General features: G+C 31.3%; 11 protein-coding genes, 2 tRNA genes and 2 rRNA genes (1 of these 15 only partly in view). 12 read left to right on the top strand and 3 right to left on the bottom strand.

Going from position 1 to position 16,832, the window contains the following annotated elements; translation table 11 throughout:
• Both ACLII3_RS03045 and rrf read left to right on the top strand, forming a co-directional pair.
• Positions 1-145, top strand: a 23S ribosomal RNA gene (locus ACLII3_RS03045) (it extends 2,674 nt beyond the left edge of the window).
• Between the two features lie 88 nt (positions 146-233).
• A 5S ribosomal RNA gene (gene rrf, locus ACLII3_RS03040) occupies positions 234-341 on the top strand.
• 409 nt (positions 342-750) lie between these two features.
• On the opposite strand, the gene ACLII3_RS03035 is transcribed toward rrf, so the two are convergent.
• Positions 751-1,893 (bottom strand): acyl-CoA dehydrogenase, encoded by a 1,143-nt coding sequence (locus tag ACLII3_RS03035; protein ID WP_412986387.1) that lies wholly within the window; start codon positions 1,891-1,893, stop codon positions 751-753.
• A gap of 93 nt (positions 1,894-1,986) precedes the next feature.
• On the opposite strand from ACLII3_RS03035, the gene ACLII3_RS03030 reads away from it, so the two are divergent.
• From ACLII3_RS03030 to ACLII3_RS02990, 9 genes are all read left to right on the top strand, one after another.
• Positions 1,987-3,051, top strand: a complete 1,065-nt coding sequence (locus ACLII3_RS03030) for an anhydro-N-acetylmuramic acid kinase (protein WP_412986386.1) — start codon at positions 1,987-1,989, stop codon at positions 3,049-3,051.
• A gap of 72 nt (positions 3,052-3,123) precedes the next feature.
• Positions 3,124-4,350, top strand: coding sequence for a Glu/Leu/Phe/Val dehydrogenase dimerization domain-containing protein (locus tag ACLII3_RS03025; protein ID WP_412986384.1), 1,227 nt, complete (start codon positions 3,124-3,126; stop codon positions 4,348-4,350).
• Between the two features lie 9 nt (positions 4,351-4,359).
• Entirely contained in the window at positions 4,360-5,760 is a 1,401-nt protein-coding gene (gene nhaD / locus ACLII3_RS03020) for a sodium:proton antiporter NhaD (RefSeq protein ID WP_412986382.1), read from the top strand.
• Positions 5,761-5,813: 53 nt separating this feature from the next.
• Positions 5,814-6,518, top strand: a complete 705-nt coding sequence (locus tag ACLII3_RS03015; RefSeq protein ID WP_412986381.1) for a MotA/TolQ/ExbB proton channel family protein — start codon at positions 5,814-5,816, stop codon at positions 6,516-6,518.
• A gap of 5 nt (positions 6,519-6,523) precedes the next feature.
• The gene (locus ACLII3_RS03010) at positions 6,524-6,916 is read left to right on the top strand and encodes an ExbD/TolR family protein (protein WP_412986379.1); all 393 of its coding nucleotides are present in this window, start codon (positions 6,524-6,526) and stop codon (positions 6,914-6,916) included.
• 43 nt (positions 6,917-6,959) lie between these two features.
• Positions 6,960-7,823 (top strand): energy transducer TonB, encoded by an 864-nt coding sequence (locus ACLII3_RS03005; RefSeq protein WP_412986377.1) that lies wholly within the window; start codon positions 6,960-6,962, stop codon positions 7,821-7,823.
• A complete protein-coding gene (locus tag ACLII3_RS03000; RefSeq protein ID WP_412986376.1) occupies positions 7,824-9,044 on the top strand; it encodes a bifunctional folylpolyglutamate synthase/dihydrofolate synthase in 1,221 nt (406 codons plus the stop codon).
• 63 nt (positions 9,045-9,107) lie between these two features.
• Positions 9,108-9,182, top strand: a tRNA-Val gene (locus tag ACLII3_RS02995).
• A 44-nt stretch (positions 9,183-9,226) separates the two neighbouring features.
• A tRNA-Val gene (locus tag ACLII3_RS02990) sits at positions 9,227-9,301 on the top strand.
• A gap of 410 nt (positions 9,302-9,711) precedes the next feature.
• Here the strand turns inward: ACLII3_RS02990 and ACLII3_RS02985 are convergent.
• Both ACLII3_RS02985 and gldJ read right to left on the bottom strand, forming a co-directional pair.
• The gene (locus ACLII3_RS02985) at positions 9,712-10,995 is read right to left on the bottom strand and encodes a UDP-N-acetylmuramoyl-tripeptide--D-alanyl-D-alanine ligase (RefSeq protein WP_412986374.1); all 1,284 of its coding nucleotides are present in this window, start codon (positions 10,993-10,995) and stop codon (positions 9,712-9,714) included.
• A gap of 67 nt (positions 10,996-11,062) precedes the next feature.
• Positions 11,063-12,733, bottom strand: a complete 1,671-nt coding sequence (gene gldJ / locus ACLII3_RS02980) for a gliding motility lipoprotein GldJ (protein WP_412986373.1) — start codon at positions 12,731-12,733, stop codon at positions 11,063-11,065.
• A gap of 256 nt (positions 12,734-12,989) precedes the next feature.
• Between gldJ and porU the strand changes: the two genes are divergently transcribed.
• Complete coding sequence (gene porU, locus ACLII3_RS02975; protein WP_412986371.1) at positions 12,990-16,832, top strand: type IX secretion system sortase PorU; 3,843 nt, start codon at positions 12,990-12,992, stop codon at positions 16,830-16,832.

Raw genomic sequence — 16,832 nt, 5'->3', positions numbered from 1 at the left:
AGCGCTGAAAGCATATAAGCGCGAAACCCACCACAAGATGAGATTTCTTTAAAGGGTCGTAGGAGATGACTACGTTGATAGGCTACAGGTGTAAAGGCAGTAATGTCATAGCCGAGTAGTACTAATAACCCATAGGCTTATTGTACAGCCGTTCTTTTTAGAGTAAAATTTATTAAATCATGTCACTTTTTCAATATGTTAAAATATTAGAGCTGTTAAATCAGCCAAAGATTTAAGGTGGTTATAGCAATGGGGCTCACCTCTTACCATTCCGAACAGAGAAGTTAAGCCCATTAGCGCCGATGGTACTACTATCGTGGAAGAGTAGGTCGCCGCCTTTTTTGAAAACCCTTACTAATACTAGTAAGGGTTTTTTGTTTTTTATAATCTTTACTAATCTTCAAAGAATACACCAAATTATAATGCTAATGTATTAGCTGTACTCTCTATTCTATTGTTTAAATCATGTTTTATACAACATACTATGTTGAAGTTTTAGCTTATTTAAGCTATGTGATTTTTGTTAACAAGATATTTAGAATATATGTTTGCATTTTTAGCGAGAATATTTTTAATATATGAAGTTTATTAAAAGACCTAAGTAGAGAAGTTGCTATTAATTAATCGGTAAGTTATTGTATATGAGATTTGAGTTATAAGGAATAATATTACTAATAGTTTTAAAGTTCCAGATATAAAAAAAACCTGCTTAAAAAAACAGGTTTTAATATTTTAATGTTTAAAAAACTATTATCCTTTTATAACTCCTCTTGAAATAACAATTTTTTGAATTTCTGAAGTTCCTTCATAAATCTGAGTGATTTTAGCATCTCTCATTAAACGCTCTACGTGGTATTCTTTAACAAAACCATTTCCTCCATGGATTTGAACAGCTTCTACAGTTTGTTCCATTGCTACTTTACTTGCATATAGTTTTGCCATTGCACTAGACATATCATAATTATTTCCTTGGTCTTTATCCCAAGCAGATTTCATAACTAAATGACGAGCAGCTTCAATTTCAGTAGCCATATCAGCAAGTTTAAATGCAATAGCTTGATGATTACAAATTTCAGTACCAAATGCTTTTCTTTCTTTAGAGTATTTTAAAGCTAATTCGTAAGCTCCTGAAGCTATACCTAGTGCTTGAGATGCAATTCCAATTCTTCCTCCTGAAAGTGTTTTCATTGCAAATTTAAAACCAAATCCATCTTCTCCAATTCTATTTTCTTTAGGAACTTTTACATCATTAAATTGAAGTGTATGAGTATCACTACCTCTAATACCTAATTTATCTTCTTTTGGTCCAATATCAAACCCTTCCATTCCTTTTTCAACAATAAAAGCATTAATACCTCTATGACCTTTTTCTCTTTCAGTTTGAGCAATGACTAAGTAAACATCACTTCTGCCTCCATTAGTAATCCAGTTTTTTGTTCCATTTAATAAGTAATGGTCTCCTTTGTCAATAGCTGTAGTACTTTGAGATGTAGCATCACTACCAGCTTCAGGCTCACTTAAACAAAAAGCACCAAGGTATTCACCTGTAGCAAGTTTTGTTAAGTATTTTTGCTTTTGTTCCTCTGAACCATATTTTTCTAAACCATAACAAACTAAAGAATTGTTAACAGACACCATAACAGAAGCTGATGCATCAATTTTTGATAATTCTTCCATAATTAGTACATATGAAATGGTATCCATACCACTTCCTCCGTATTTAGGATCTACCATGATTCCCAAGAAACCAAGATCTCCCATTTTTTTTACTAATTCATCAGGAAATGATTGTTTGTCATCTCTTTCAATTACTCCTGGTAATAATTCAGTTTGTGCAAAATCACGAGCTGCATCACGTATCATTAGATGCTCTTCTGTAAGGCTAAAATCCATTTTTATTTGTAGTATTAAATAATTCGTAAAAAAACTTTTCAAAGATACTTTTTTAATGACATATTTTCAATAATCCTTGCTATTTTTACTAATATGAAAAAAGAAATATATAATGTTATAGGTGTAATGTCTGGAACATCTCTTGATGGAATCGATGTTTGCAATGTTATATTTAGTTATGATAAAGTTTGGAGTTATAATATCATTAAAACGGATACTGTTGAATATCCAAAATTTTGGAAGGAAAAATTAAAGAATGCTATTTATTGTAATAGTAGCGAATTAGAGGGTTTGGACAATGAATATACAGGTTATCAGGCTAATATTATCAAGGAGTTTATAAATAAACATTCAATTAGTAATTTAGATTTTATTTGTAATCATGGACATACTGTTTTTCATTTACCTGAGAAAGGTGTAACAAAGCAAATAGGAAACCAAGCAAATTTGGCGGCTATTTTAAATAAACTTGTTATATGTGATTTTAGAATACAAGATATTGAACTTGGAGGTCAAGGAGCTCCTTTAGTTCCTATTGGAGACCATTTGCTATTTGGTAACTATGAAAGTTGTTTAAATTTAGGTGGTTTTGCTAATATTTCTTTTATAGAAAATTCAAAAAGAATAGCTTTTGACATTTGTCCAGTTAATATAGTTTTAAATCATTATGTTTCTAAATTAGGTTTTGATTTTGATGATAATGGCGAGATAGCAAAAACCGGAAAGGTAAATATTGATTTACTTAATTACTTAAATGATTTAAAGTATTATGCTGAAGCTTACCCAAAGTCTTTAGGGTTAGAATGGGTTCTGAGTAGTGTTTTTCCTTTAATTGATTCCTTTGAAATAAGTGTAAAGGATATTCTTCGAACTTTTATAGAGCACGCAGCTTTTCAAGTTAGTTTAATTCTTAAAAATGTTAACTTAAAGTCAGTTTTAATCACTGGAGGAGGAGCTTATAATGGGTTTTTGATACAAAGAATAGAGAGTTTAAGTAATATTGAAGTTACAATACCTAAAAAAGAACTAATTGAGTATAAAGAAGCTCTAATTTTTGCTTTTTTAGGAGTGTTAAAGTATAGAAATGAAGTTAACTGTTTGAGTAGTGTTACAGGAGCTAAAAAAGATCATAGTAGTGGAGTAATTTTTCGTCCATAAAAAAAAGTATTTACTATATAAAGCACTTTTTGTTTTCTATATTTGTTGAACACAAAAACTAACTATAATTTAATGAAAGAACTACTTGAACGTTACGAAGGTAAAGAACCAGAAATAGTATTTAATTGGAAAGATTCTGAAACTGAAGCCGAAGGTTGGACAGTGATAAATTCTTTAAGAGGAGGAGCCGCTGGAGGAGGAACAAGAATGCGTAAGGGCTTAGATATGAATGAAGTTTTATCATTAGCCAAAACCATGGAAGTGAAATTTACAGTTTCTGGGCCAGCTATAGGTGGTGCGAAATCCGGAATTAATTTTGATCCAAAAGACCCAAGAAAAAAAGGTGTTTTAGAACGTTGGTATAAGGCAGTTTCGCCATTATTAAAAAGCTATTATGGAACTGGAGGCGATTTAAATGTGGATGAGATACATGAAGTAATTCCTATTACAGAAGAATCTGGTGTGTGGCATCCTCAAGAAGGTGTTTTTAATGGACACTTCAAACCAACTGAGGCTGATAAAATTAATAGAATTGGACAGTTACGTCAAGGAGTTATAAAAGTTATAGAAAACACTAAGTATTCACCAGATGTTTTAAGAAAATATACAGTAGCAGATATGATTACTGGTTTTGGTGTTGCTGAAGCGGTGAAACATTATTATGATATTTATGATGGCTCTATTGTTGGGAAAAAAGCTATAGTTCAAGGTTTTGGAAATGTTGGGTCGGCAGCTGCTTATTATTTAGCACAAATGGGAGCTAAAGTAGTTGGAATCATAGATATAACTGGTGGGGTAATTAATGAAGAAGGATTTTCTTTTGAAGAAGTAACAAATTTCTTTTTAACTAAAGATGGAAATACTTTAGCGACTCATAACATGATTCCTTTTGAGGAGATGAACCAAAAAGTGTGGTCTTTATCAACTGAAATATTTGCTCCATGTGCAGCATCTAGGTTAATAACTAAAGCACAAATTGATGAAATGATTTCTAATGGTTTAGAAGTTATTTCTTGTGGAGCAAATGTGCCATTTGCTGATAAAGAAATTTTCTTTGGTCCAATTATGGAACATACCGATAATAAGGTAAGTCTTATCCCAGATTTCATTTCAAATTGTGGTATGGCTAGAGTTTTTGCATATTTCATGGAGCGTAAAGTACAAATGACAGATGAAGCTATTTTTAATGACACTTCAGAAATTATTAAAAAAGCCATAGAAAAGGTATACAATCAAAGTAATTCAACAACAAACATAAGTGCTACAGCTTTTGAGATAGCATTAAAACAACTTATATAATTTATACATATGGAAACCGTAATTATTGCAGTATTTGTAATAGGCTATTTAGCTATAACCTTAGAGCATAATTTAAAAATTGATAAGTTAATTCCTGCTTTGGTTATGATGGCCATTAGTTGGGCTTTAATATCTTTAGGAATAGATGATTTTACACAATGGTTTGACTCTGGAAAGCATGCGCTTTTAGATAATTTTGGATTGTTAGCTCACGAAGAGAAAATGCATTTAATGGAGGAAACATTATTGCATCATCTTGGGAAAACAGCTGAAATATTAGTGTTCTTATTAGGAGCTATGACTATAGTTGAGATTATTGATTATTTTGACGGGTTCTCTACAATAAAATCGTTTATTAGAACAAAAAGTAAAGTAAGAATTTTATGGATATTTTCATTCTTAGCTTTTATATTATCAGCTATAATTGACAATTTAACAGCAACGATTGTTTTAATCTCAATTTTACAAAAAATAGTTAGTAATAGAAGCGTAAGAATATGGTATGCTGGTTTAATTATTATAGCAGCAAATGCAGGAGGAGCTTGGTCGCCAATAGGTGATGTAACAACAACAATGTTATGGATTGGTGATAAGGTAACTACTTTAAACCTTATAAAGTACTTATTATTACCATCGTTAGTTTGTATGTTAATTCCATCTACAATCGCATCATTTTTACCAGCATTTAAAGGTGAATTAGAAGAAGATATTGATGAAGATGCTAATAAGCCTAAATCTAAGTTTAGTTCTACTATGCTATATCTTGGTTTAGGAGCAATTGTATCTGTGCCAGTTTTTAAAACAGTTACACATTTACCTCCTTATGTAGGAATGATGCTTGCTTTAGGTGTTGTAGCAGTGTTTGCAGAAATTTATAGTTCATCTAAATTTAGTGTTTCTGGTGTAGATTCAGAAGAAAGTGATTCACACGCACACCATAGCCCTGTACACCATTCATTATCTAAAATTGAAATGCCTAGTATACTATTCTTTTTAGGAATATTAATGGCTGTAGCAGCACTAGAATCTCTTGGGTTATTATTTGGTTTTGCAAATAACTTAAAAGAAGGTATGCCAATGATGGGAACAGAAATTGATGGAACTTTAGTTTCAGATTTAGTAGTACTATTACTTGGTGTAGGTTCTGCAGTTATTGATAATGTTCCTTTAGTAGCTGCAAGTTTAGGTATGTTCTCTGAAGGTGTTGATGATCAGTTATGGCATTTTATTGCTTATTCAGCTGGAACAGGAGGAAGTATGTTAATTATAGGTTCTGCAGCTGGTGTTGTAGCCATGGGAATGGAAAAAATTGATTTCTTCTGGTACTTAAAAAAGATTTCTTGGTTAGCATTAGTAGGGTTTTTAGGAGGAGCATTAGTATTCTTCTTAACTAGAATGTGGTTAGCGTAAATACTTTATTTAAAAACTAATCGTTATAACTCAGTATTAAATAACTTAATAGTATGATAAGTACAATCATTCAAGATGCTGTTCAAGATGGAGCAGAATTAATGACAGACGGAGAATCTGTCGAAAAAACACTATCAATAATTGAGCTTATTAAAAGTGGTGGTTTAGCAGGTCAATTAATAATTTTGTTATTATTTATATTATTAATCGTAGCTTCTTATATTTATTTTGAGCGTTTGTTTGCAATTAAAGCAGCATCAAAAGTAGACCCTAATTTTATGAACCAAATAAAGGATCATGTTTCCAATGGTAAAATAGAGTCAGCAAAAGTGTTGTGTGCTCAAGTAAACTCTCCAGTTTCTAGGTTGATAAGTAAAGGTATTTCTAGAATTGGTCGTCCTTTAGAAGATATTAACACAGCTATTGAAAATGCAGGTAGACTTGAAGTTTATGGTTTAGAAAAAAATGTTAGTGTATTAGCTACTATTTCTGGAGCAGCACCAATGATAGGGTTTCTTGGAACTGTAATTGGAATGATTTTATCAATTTTTGAAATCGCTAATTCAGGTGGATCTATTGATATTAAAACACTTGCAGATGGTTTATATACAGCAATGACAACTACTGTTGCTGGTTTAATTGTAGGTATTGTTGGGTATATAGCTTATAATCATTTGGTAGGAAGAACTAACAAAGTAATTCACCAAATGGAAGCTAATTCGGTTGAGTTTTTAGACCTTCTTAATGAACCAATATAGTCTTTATGGATATTAGAGGAAGAAATAAGATTACACCAGAATTCAATATGTCTTCAATGACAGATATTGTATTCTTGCTGCTTATATTTTTTATGATAGCATCTACTTTAGTATCTGCAGAAGCAATTGATTTGTTGTTACCCAATTCAACAAGTAAGACAACCCAAACAAAAAATGTTTCGGTTAGTGTAAACAAAAAGTTACAATATTTTGTTAATATGAAGGAGGTATCTAAAACTAGACTGGAAGCTGAAGTTTTAGAAATGGTTGGTAACTCAAGTTCGCCAACTATTACAATTCGATCAGATCAAGATGTAGATTTGAAGCATGTGGTGTTTATAATGGATATTGCTAATAGAAATAAGATTAAATCTACTTTAGCTGTTAAGTCAAATTAAAAAAGGCATCATTTTTGAATATAGATAAATAAAACTGTATTAAGTGAAATATTTTGAAACCAAACACGAAAAAGATTCAGCAAAAATTACTGGATTGATAATAGTAATATTATTACTGTTATTATTTGTGGTTGGTCCTAATTATATGGATCCTCCAGAAGAATATGGAGTTGCAGTTAATTTTGGAACCACTGATTTTGGAAGTGGAAATGTGCAACCCAAAAAGCCAATTAAATCTGTAGAAAAAGAAATAGTAAAGGAAGAAACTAAAGTAGAAGAAACCCAACCAGAAGCTTCAAAACCTCAAGAAACAGTTGCCGAAGAGGTAATGACTCAAGATAATGCAGAAGCCATAGCTATTAAAAAAAAGAAAGAAGAAGAAGAGGCTAAGTTAAAAGCTGAAGCAGAAGCAAAAGCTAAGGCAGAAGCAGAACGCATAGAAAGAGAGAAAAGAGAACAAAAAGAAAAAGAGGATAAAAAGAAAAAACTTGATGATTTAATTGGTGGAATAGGGAAATCTGATGGAACAGACTCAGGAAGCGAAGGAGATGATAATCAGGCAGGAGATAAAGGGCAGTTAGATGGTGATCCTTATGCGCCAAGTTATTTTGGTGATCCAGGAAGTGGTTCAGGAGGAAAAGGCTACGGTTTAGGAGGTAGAGGAAATGCTACATACAATAAAATTATTCCAGATTGCCAAGAAGAAGGAAGAGTAGTAGTAGAAATTCATGTTAACAGAGCAGGTAAAGTTATAAAAGCTATTCCAGGAAAGAGAGGCACAACAGGTGACATTTGTTTATACGAAGCAGCAAGAAAAACAGCTTTAACACATAAGTGGCCTGCCGACTCAAAAGCACCAGTAACACAAATTGGTTGGGTAGAAGTTAAGTTTAGTTTAGGTCAATAAATGAACTATCAAGAAACTATAGATTGGATGTTTTCACAACTTCCAATGTATCAAAATAAAGGTAAAAAGGCGTATAAAGAAGATTTATCTAATACACTTTTACTTGCTTATCACTTAAAGCATCCTGAAAATAAATTTAAATCTATACATGTAGCTGGTACTAATGGTAAAGGTTCTACAAGTCATATGTTGGCTTCGGTGTTACAAGAAGCAGGTTATAAGGTTGGTTTATATACTTCGCCGCATTTAAAAGATTTTAGAGAGCGTATTAAGATTAACGGAAAAGATATTTCTAAGCAGTTTGTTATAGGTTTTATAAAACGTAATAAACACTTTTTTGAAAAACATTCATTGTCTTTTTTTGAAATGACTGTTGGTTTGGCATTTGATTATTTTTCAAAACAAAAAGTTGATATAGCTATAATTGAAGTTGGATTAGGAGGACGATTAGATTCAACAAATATTATAACACCAGAAGTTTCAGTAATTACAAATATAGGATTAGACCACACACAGTTTTTAGGTGATACTATAGAAAAAATAGCAAAAGAAAAAGCTGGAATTATTAAAAAAGATGTTCCTGTTGTAATTGGAGAGACACAAAAAGAAACAACAGCTATTTTTAACAAAATGGCTAACAACAATAGCGCAGAAATATCTTATGCTGATGACTTAATTCTTAAGGATTATGCAACAGATTTGTTGGGAAGTTATCAAAAAAACAATGCTAAAACTGTTGTGCAAACTATAGCTGTTTTAAATAGTTTGAAGAAGTTTAAAGTTTCCAATAATTATTTGATAGGAGGGCTTAAAAATGTGATTAAAAATACAAGCCTAAAAGGACGTTGGCAAGTATTGCAAAATGACCCTAAAGTTGTTTGTGATACAGCTCATAATAAAGAAGGTCTTACTTATACAATGGAACAGTTACAGCAAGAAAACTTCGATAAGCTTCATATTGTTTTAGGTTTTGTAAATGATAAAGATTTAAGCTCTATAATTAGCTTATTTCCAGAAAAGGCAACTTATTACTTTTGTAAACCGAGTATATACAGAGGTTTAGATGCTAGTGTAGTATTAGATTATTTTAAAGCAAAAAATAGGTTTGGTAATATGTATAAATCAGTAGATGAAGCTTTTAATGAAGCCTTAAGCAATGCGACTTCAAAAGACTTTATTTATGTAGGAGGAAGTACTTTTGTAGTGGCCGAAATTATTTAATTTTTTTTCCAAAAAGCTTTTGAGAATTCAAAAACTACTCTATATTTGCAGTCCTATTGAAAAGGGCGCGTAGCTCAGTTGGTTCAGAGCACTTGGTTTACACCCAAGGGGTCAGGGGTTCGAATCCCTTCGCGCCCACAAAGCCTGATTAAGTTCAGGTTTTTTTATACAACTTTTCAATAGGGCGCGTAGCTCAGTTGGTTCAGAGCACTTGGTTTACACCCAAGGGGTCAGGGGTTCGAATCCCTTCGCGCCCACAAAAAAAGCCTTTCGAAAACGAAAGGCTTTTTTTATATAATATTTTCAGATATTCTTTTCGGGAAATAGTTTGTTTAGCTTCTCTTTATTAGTGACAAGAAAAAGAATTAATAAAATTAAAAATACAAGGTTTATTTTTATGAATATAATTGTAATAGCAAATTCTATAAATAAAATATCTATTAAGCCAATAAGACCAAGAGTTAAGGAAATTGTAAAAACTATACTATATACCTTTTTATTATAGAAATAAGTTAAAAAGGACATTAGTATTAAAGAAAAACCAACATAATGTTTTGCATTTAAAGCATAGTTTCCAAAAATTGAATAGAACAGAGAAATAATAACTAAAATGATACTTAGTATAAGTGGAATATTCTCTTTAGAAAAGTGTTTTTTCATTTATAGATTAAATAATTTCTAGAATTCGCTCTAAAGCCATGCCTCTAGAGCCTTTTATTAAAAATGTGGTGTTGCTTATTGCTGAATTTTCAAAATGCGCTTTAAGGTCATCAAATGACTTAAAGCAACTAAGGTTGTCTTTTCCTATTTTGTTTTCGTAAAAATGTTTACCAACTAAGTATGTGTGATTGATGTTTAATTTTGAAGCATAATCTGCTATAAATTTATGTTCATCATTAGCAGAGTTACCTAATTCAAACATATCTCCTAAAACAGCAATTTTATTTGTGTCTGATAACTTGGTGAAATTGTCTAACGCAGCTTTCATACTTGTTGGATTAGCATTATAAGCATCAAGTATAATTTTATTAGTGTTTTTGTTTATTATTTGTGACCTATTGTTGGTAGGTATATAATTTTCTATACCTTTTTTAATATTGTCTAGTGAAACATTGAAGTATTTGCCTATTGTTATTGCAATAGCAATATTGTTAAAGTTATAACTACCAATTAAATTGCTATTAATAGCAGTGTTATTTGTCTTAATTTTCACAAAAGGATCAGCGCTTAATAATTCAATAATTGAATCACTGTCCTGTGTTGTTCCAAAAGTATATGTTTTGTTATAGGCGTTAGTTTTCTCCTTTTGAATCGCATCACTGTTATTTACAAATATGAGTTTATTGCAGTCTTGTAAATAGGTGTACAATTCACTTTTTCCTTTTATGACTCCTTCAACACCACCAAAACCTTCTAAATGTGCTTTCCCAAAATTTGTTATATAGCCAAAATCTGGTTGTGCAATATCACATAAAAATTCAATTTCTTTTTGATGGTTTGCACCCATTTCTACAATACCTATTTCTGTTTCTTTACTAAGAGATAACAAGGTTAAAGGAACTCCTATATGATTGTTTAAGTTACCGACTGTGGCATTAGTATTATATTGTTGGCTTAAAACAGCATTAATAAGCTCTTTTGTAGTTGTTTTTCCGTTACTACCTGTTAATCCAATAATTTTTGTGCCTAAAAAATTGCGATGGTAGTTAGCTAACTTTTGTAATGTATGTAATACATCATCAACGAGTATATAATTTTTACTTAAGACATGTTCTTTTTCATCTACAACTGCATATTTGGCACCTTTGTCTAAGGCGTCTTTTGCAAATTTATTAGCATTAAAGTTCTCGCCTTTCAAGGCAAAAAACATAGAATTTAAACTTATTTTTCTAGTGTCAGTATCTACAATCGAACACTCAAGAAAGAGCTTATGAATTTGATCTATTTTCATGAAATAAATGTAATAAAAAAGTCCTAACAAATATGTTAGGACTTATATGTTTTAAAGATTAAAAACCTTAGTTTTTCTTTTTAACTCCTTTAGATTTTGAACCAACTCTTGACATTGCACATCTAAATCCAATGTAGTCAGTTGCCATATCTTGTGGGAAGTATCTACGTTGAGCAGGATCTAACCAATACTCTCTATCTTTCCATGAACCACCTTTGTAAACTCTTACTTCATCGTTAATTAATGATGTTCTTGAGTTTGATTGGTCATATTCTCTTAACATCGTTCCAGAAGAATCTGTTTCAACATTATGCTTTGGAGAGTTATACATTTTTCTTGTTTGGTTAGCATCTGTACCTTCATCATCAAAATCGTCAAAGAATCTTGAAGATCTTTTGTCACCATCTCTATAGTTTCTGTTGTCACTAGTATCAAAGTTTGTTCTTAAATACGTTTCGTTTTCATCAACAGCAACTTTAGCAATTTGTCCTGGTAAAGCTCTAGCGATTAATTTTCCGTTTGGAAGTGTGTCGTATTGAATTTCATCAGCAGTAATAATTTTAAGAGTACCATCATCATTAATAGCATTCTTAGTGTAAACATTACCTCTATAGTATCCAAAATCGTTAAACTCATCATCAACAATTGGTCTGTAAACATCAGCTACCCATTCAGCAACGTTTCCAGCCATATCATATAAACCATAATCATTTGGCTCGTATGATTTCACTTCAGCAGTAATATCTGCACCATCATCAGACCATCCAGCAATTCCACCGTAATCACCTTTACCTTGCTTAAAGTTAGCTAATTGGTCACCACGAACTTTACGTTTTCCTGTCCTTGTGTATTGACCATCCCAAGGGTATTTTTTACGACCTCTATGTACATTGTAGCTTCTTAACTCTGTTAAACCTAATGCAGCGTATTCCCACTCTGCTTCAGTTGGTAGTCTGTATTTTAATTGGATAGCACCAGTTTCACGATTAGCATAAACGTTTATTTCGTTTCCTTCAGCATCTGTTTGAGCTTTTCTTTTTCCTCCTTTTAATACATCTTCATTTCCACCATATGTATCAGTTGGAGAATTGATGTATGTGTCAATACTAAAACTACTATCAGAATTCACATCAGTAATATGAGAATCTCTTTTTAAGTAACCAGCCTCTTGTAATCCCATTTCTGCAACACGATCTGAACGCCAGTTAGCAAATTCAACAGCTTGAATCCAACTTACACCAACAACTGGATATTCAGCATATCCTGGGTGGCGTAAATAGTTTTCAACCATCATTTCACTATATCCTAAACGGTTTCTCCATACTAATGTGTCTGGAACAGCACCATCATAAATAGCTTTAAATTCAGGGTTTTCTGGTGGATAAACACGTTTAATCCAATCAAGATACTCTAAATACATAACGTTAGTAACCTCAGTTTCATCCATGTAAAATGACTGAACATGTTGTTGATTTGGAGAGTTATTCCAATCATGCATAACATCATCTTGAACTTTTCCCATTGTGAAAGTTCCACCTTCAACAAATACTAAACCAGGAGCAGTTTCTTGCTCTTTAAAGTTTGTATTGTATTGAAATCCACCTTCTTTAGCATTAATTTTCCAGCCTGTAGCTCTTGAACTGTTTTTTGAGCTTGAAGATTTTTTACAACTAAACATTGATAATGAAAGTGCTAAAACTAGCATTATCCTTAATGTTGTGACGTTTTTCATATCCATACGGTTTTTCGTAAAGTCGATTATTTTTTTGGTGATGCAATATAGTGATTAAACCCAATATTACAAGCTTTTTTTACTAAAATGCAATAAAAATTAATGCATTTCATCCTGTTTTTATAACATAATAACGGATTTTTTGACCGTTGATTATGGAATTTTGTTTATCTAAAACGCAAGTATTGATAATTTATTATTGTAAATTTGGCTAAAATTTAAATTACTATAATATCCATATAAAAACAACGTTTAGTGTTTTATGAAAAAGATTATTTTCTCAGTAATTACCTTATCATTTTTATTTAGTTATTCTCAACAGCAAACATTTACTATAAATTGGAATGGTACAAAAACTATTGGAACAGAGTCAAAAACGTTAGAAGTACCTTATTTTGATAATGGAACTTTTAATTATGACTTTGAAACTGGATTGATGTTTGTCGCTCAATGGGATATAAGTTCATTAATTAACGAAAGGACTGCTACAATTACAAATGTAAGTTATAGCAATATTAGCGAAAGTGAATTAAAGGATATAAACAGAAAATCAATTCCTAAAACTTTAATGTTTAAGGTTAAAAATGCTATTTCTAGAGATGATAAAAAAGGCTATGTTGAGATTAGTCCTATTATTAAAGAAAATGGAATATTTAAAAGAGTAAATAGTTTTTCTGTTAATTACAGTAATAATAGTTTTAGCCGAAATGGACAAAATAGTCAAGAAATTACAAATTCAGTTTTAAGTAATGGAGAATGGTATCGTTTTTATGTTGATACTACTGGAGTGTATAAGTTGTCTAGAAATTTTTTACGAAATTTAGGTGTAAACGTAAATAATGTAGATCCAAGGAGTATAAGGGTATTTGGAAACGGAGGTCAAATGTTGCCTTTAGCAAATAATGCAAATTTTCAATTAGATATGGTTGAAAATGCAGTAAAGGTTGTAGGCGAAGAAGATGGTGTATTCAATTCTAATGACTATATATTAATGTATGCAGTAGGACCAAACGGATACAATCAAGAAAGTAATACACATATTAATTTATATTCAGATAGAGCTTACTATTATATAAATGTAAACTCAGGATTTGGCAAAAGGATTGAAGAAGCCTCTCAGCCTGAAGCTGAACCTAATTTAATTTTAGAAACTTTTCATGACTATCAATTCTATGAAAATGATGAATATAATATAGCAAAATTAGGTAGGAGATGGTTTGGAGATCGATTCTATTTTGAGAACGATCAGACATTTAATTTTAGTTTTCCAAATATAATTACTAATGAACCAATAAAGCTTAAAGTTTATACTGCAGCTGTTGGCGAATCTCAAACATCTATGTTGTTAAAAGTTAATAATGTTGAAGTTGATAATTTTTTCTATGATGAAATTGATGAGCCAATTTTAGCGCATGAGGACGTATTTAATGGTGAATTGGCTGTAAGTTCAGGTGAAATTGTAATTAACTTAAATTATAACAATAACGGAAACCCATCTGCAATTGGTTATTTAGATTATATTTCTATTGAGGCTGAAAGAGCATTAACGCATTTAGGAAATCAATTTTTATTCAAACATAATAGTACACCCTTTGAATCAGGTATAGTGCAATACAATATAAGTAATGCTTCTGCAGTTTCAGAAGTTTGGGATGTAACTAACCAATATGATATTACTAGCTATAATAATCAAGATTCAAATACAACATTTAGTTTTAAAGCTAATTTGGGGGAATTGAAGAGTTATCAAGTTGTTGACCCTTCAGATTATTATGCACCTAAAAGAGAATCTAATTCTTCTGTAGTTAATCAAGATATAAAGGGAACAGTGTTTTTAAATAACCAAGGGCAATTTGAGGATGTTGATTATTTAATAATAGCTAGAGAAGATATGCTGTCACAAGCAGAACGGTTAGCCGAGATTAATAGAACTTATAATAACTTAAATACAAAAGTATATTTATTAAAAGATATTTATCAAGAATTTAGTTCAGGTAGTCAAGATATATCTGCTATCAGAAACTTTGTTAGATATGTATATCAAAACGCCAGTTCTGATGCTTATAGGTTGAAGTACTTGTGCTTGTTTGGAGATGCTTCTTTTGATTATAAAGACAGGATTTCTGGAAATACCAATATTGTTCCGTCCTGGCACTCTTTAAGTAGCTTTAGTTTGTCTGGATCTTATATTTCAGATGATTTCTTTGGAATGATGGATGATAATGAAGGTGAAATGTCTAATTCTGATAAACTTGATATTGCTGTAGGAAGAATTTTAGCAGAAACCCCACAACGAGCAAAAGAAATGGTTGATAAGGTTGAATCTTATTATCAAACTGAGACTTATGGAGCATGGAGAAATAATTTTGTTGTTGTTTCTGACGATGTTGATGAGTCTTGGGAAAATATACTTCAAGAGACTACTGATGAAATAGGAGATTTAGTAACCGAAGAAAAGCCATTTATTAATGTAACTAAGGTACATGCTGATTCTTTTTTACAGGAGTCAACAGCAGGAGGTACTCGTTATCCCGATGTTAATAAAGCAATATTTGATGCCATTGAAGTTGGTGCCTTAGTAATTAATTATTTTGGACATGGAGGGGAAGATGGGCTTGCTAGGGAACGTCTTTTTGATAAAATCAATGCTCAGGAATTAAAAAATGAATGCAAACTTAATTGTTTTGTAACTGTAACTTGTGAGTATACTAAATTTGACAATCCTTTAAGGCCAACAGCTGGAGAGTATCTTTTTTGGAATAAAGATGGAGGTGCTATTGGATTAATTACTACAACTAGACGAATATTTGTAAGTGTTGGTGTAGCATTTAATCAAGCGCTAGAAAAGTATTTATTTGCATTTGGTTCTAATGATTATCCAAGTATGGCTGAAGCATTGAGGTTAACAAAAAATGATCCAATTATTGACGATATAGATCAAAGAAGATTAGTGTTTTTTATTGGAGATCCAGCATTAAAATTAGCATTCCCTAAACCAGATATTAGAGTTACAAAAATTAATGATGAACCTGTAGGAACAAATACAGATGTGCTAGAAGCTTTAAGTAGAGCAGAAATAGAAGGAGAAGTAGTGGATGCCTCAGGAAATGTACTGACTAATTATAATGGAGTGTTAACAGCTACAATTTATGATAAAGAAATTGAGCGTTCTACTTTAGGTAATGACGGAATACAAGAAAATAATGAGTTGATTATACTAGATTATACAACGCTTGGAGAGATAATTTTTAGAGGTCAAGCTACTATTACTAATGGACAATTTAATTTTGATTTTATTGTACCTAGAGATATTGGTATTCCAGTGGGTAATGGAAAAATAAGTTTATATGCAAAAACAGAAAGTCCATTAGGCGATAATGCTGGCGCAAATTATGATGTGAAAATTGGAGGGATAAATGAAAATGCTGAAGAAGATAATATTGGTCCAACCATAAGTTTGTATATGAACGACGAAAACTTTGTGTCTGGAGGGATTACAAATGAAGAGCCTTCATTATTAGCAAAGTTGTACGATGAAAATGGAATAAATACTGCTAGTGGTATTGGTCATGATATAATAGCTATTCTAGATGGAGACGAGTCTAATCCATATAAATTGAATGATTATTATCAAACAGAAGTTGATGATTACCAAAGAGGAACAGTAACGTATCCTTTTAGAGAGTTAGAACCTGGTCTTCATACATTGACATTTAAAGCTTGGGATGTTTATAATAACTCATCTACCCAAGAAATACAATTTATGGTATATGATAAGGATGAAAGTTTAGTAATTAAAAACGTACTAAATTATCCTAACCCATTTGTTAATTATACTGAATTTTGGTTCAATCACAATAGTTCAGATGTTTTAGACGTTTCAGTACAAATATTCACAGTTTCTGGTAAATTAATAAAGACAATTAATGGTCAAACAGGAGCAGGAAATAAAAATGCAAGTTCAACATCTAGAGACATTGTTTGGGATGGAAGAGACGATTTTGGAGATAAAATAGGAAAGGGTGTTTATGTATATAAACTGATAGTTCGGTCAAATCATCTAAATAAGCGTGTTGAAAAGATTCAAAAACTTGTAATACTATAA

The sequence above is a fragment of the Pontimicrobium sp. IMCC45349 genome (genome assembly GCF_047219225.1).
In the GTDB taxonomy this organism is placed as follows: domain Bacteria; phylum Bacteroidota; class Bacteroidia; order Flavobacteriales; family Flavobacteriaceae; genus IMCC45349.
This window is presented reverse-complemented; position numbering and strand designations above follow the sequence as displayed.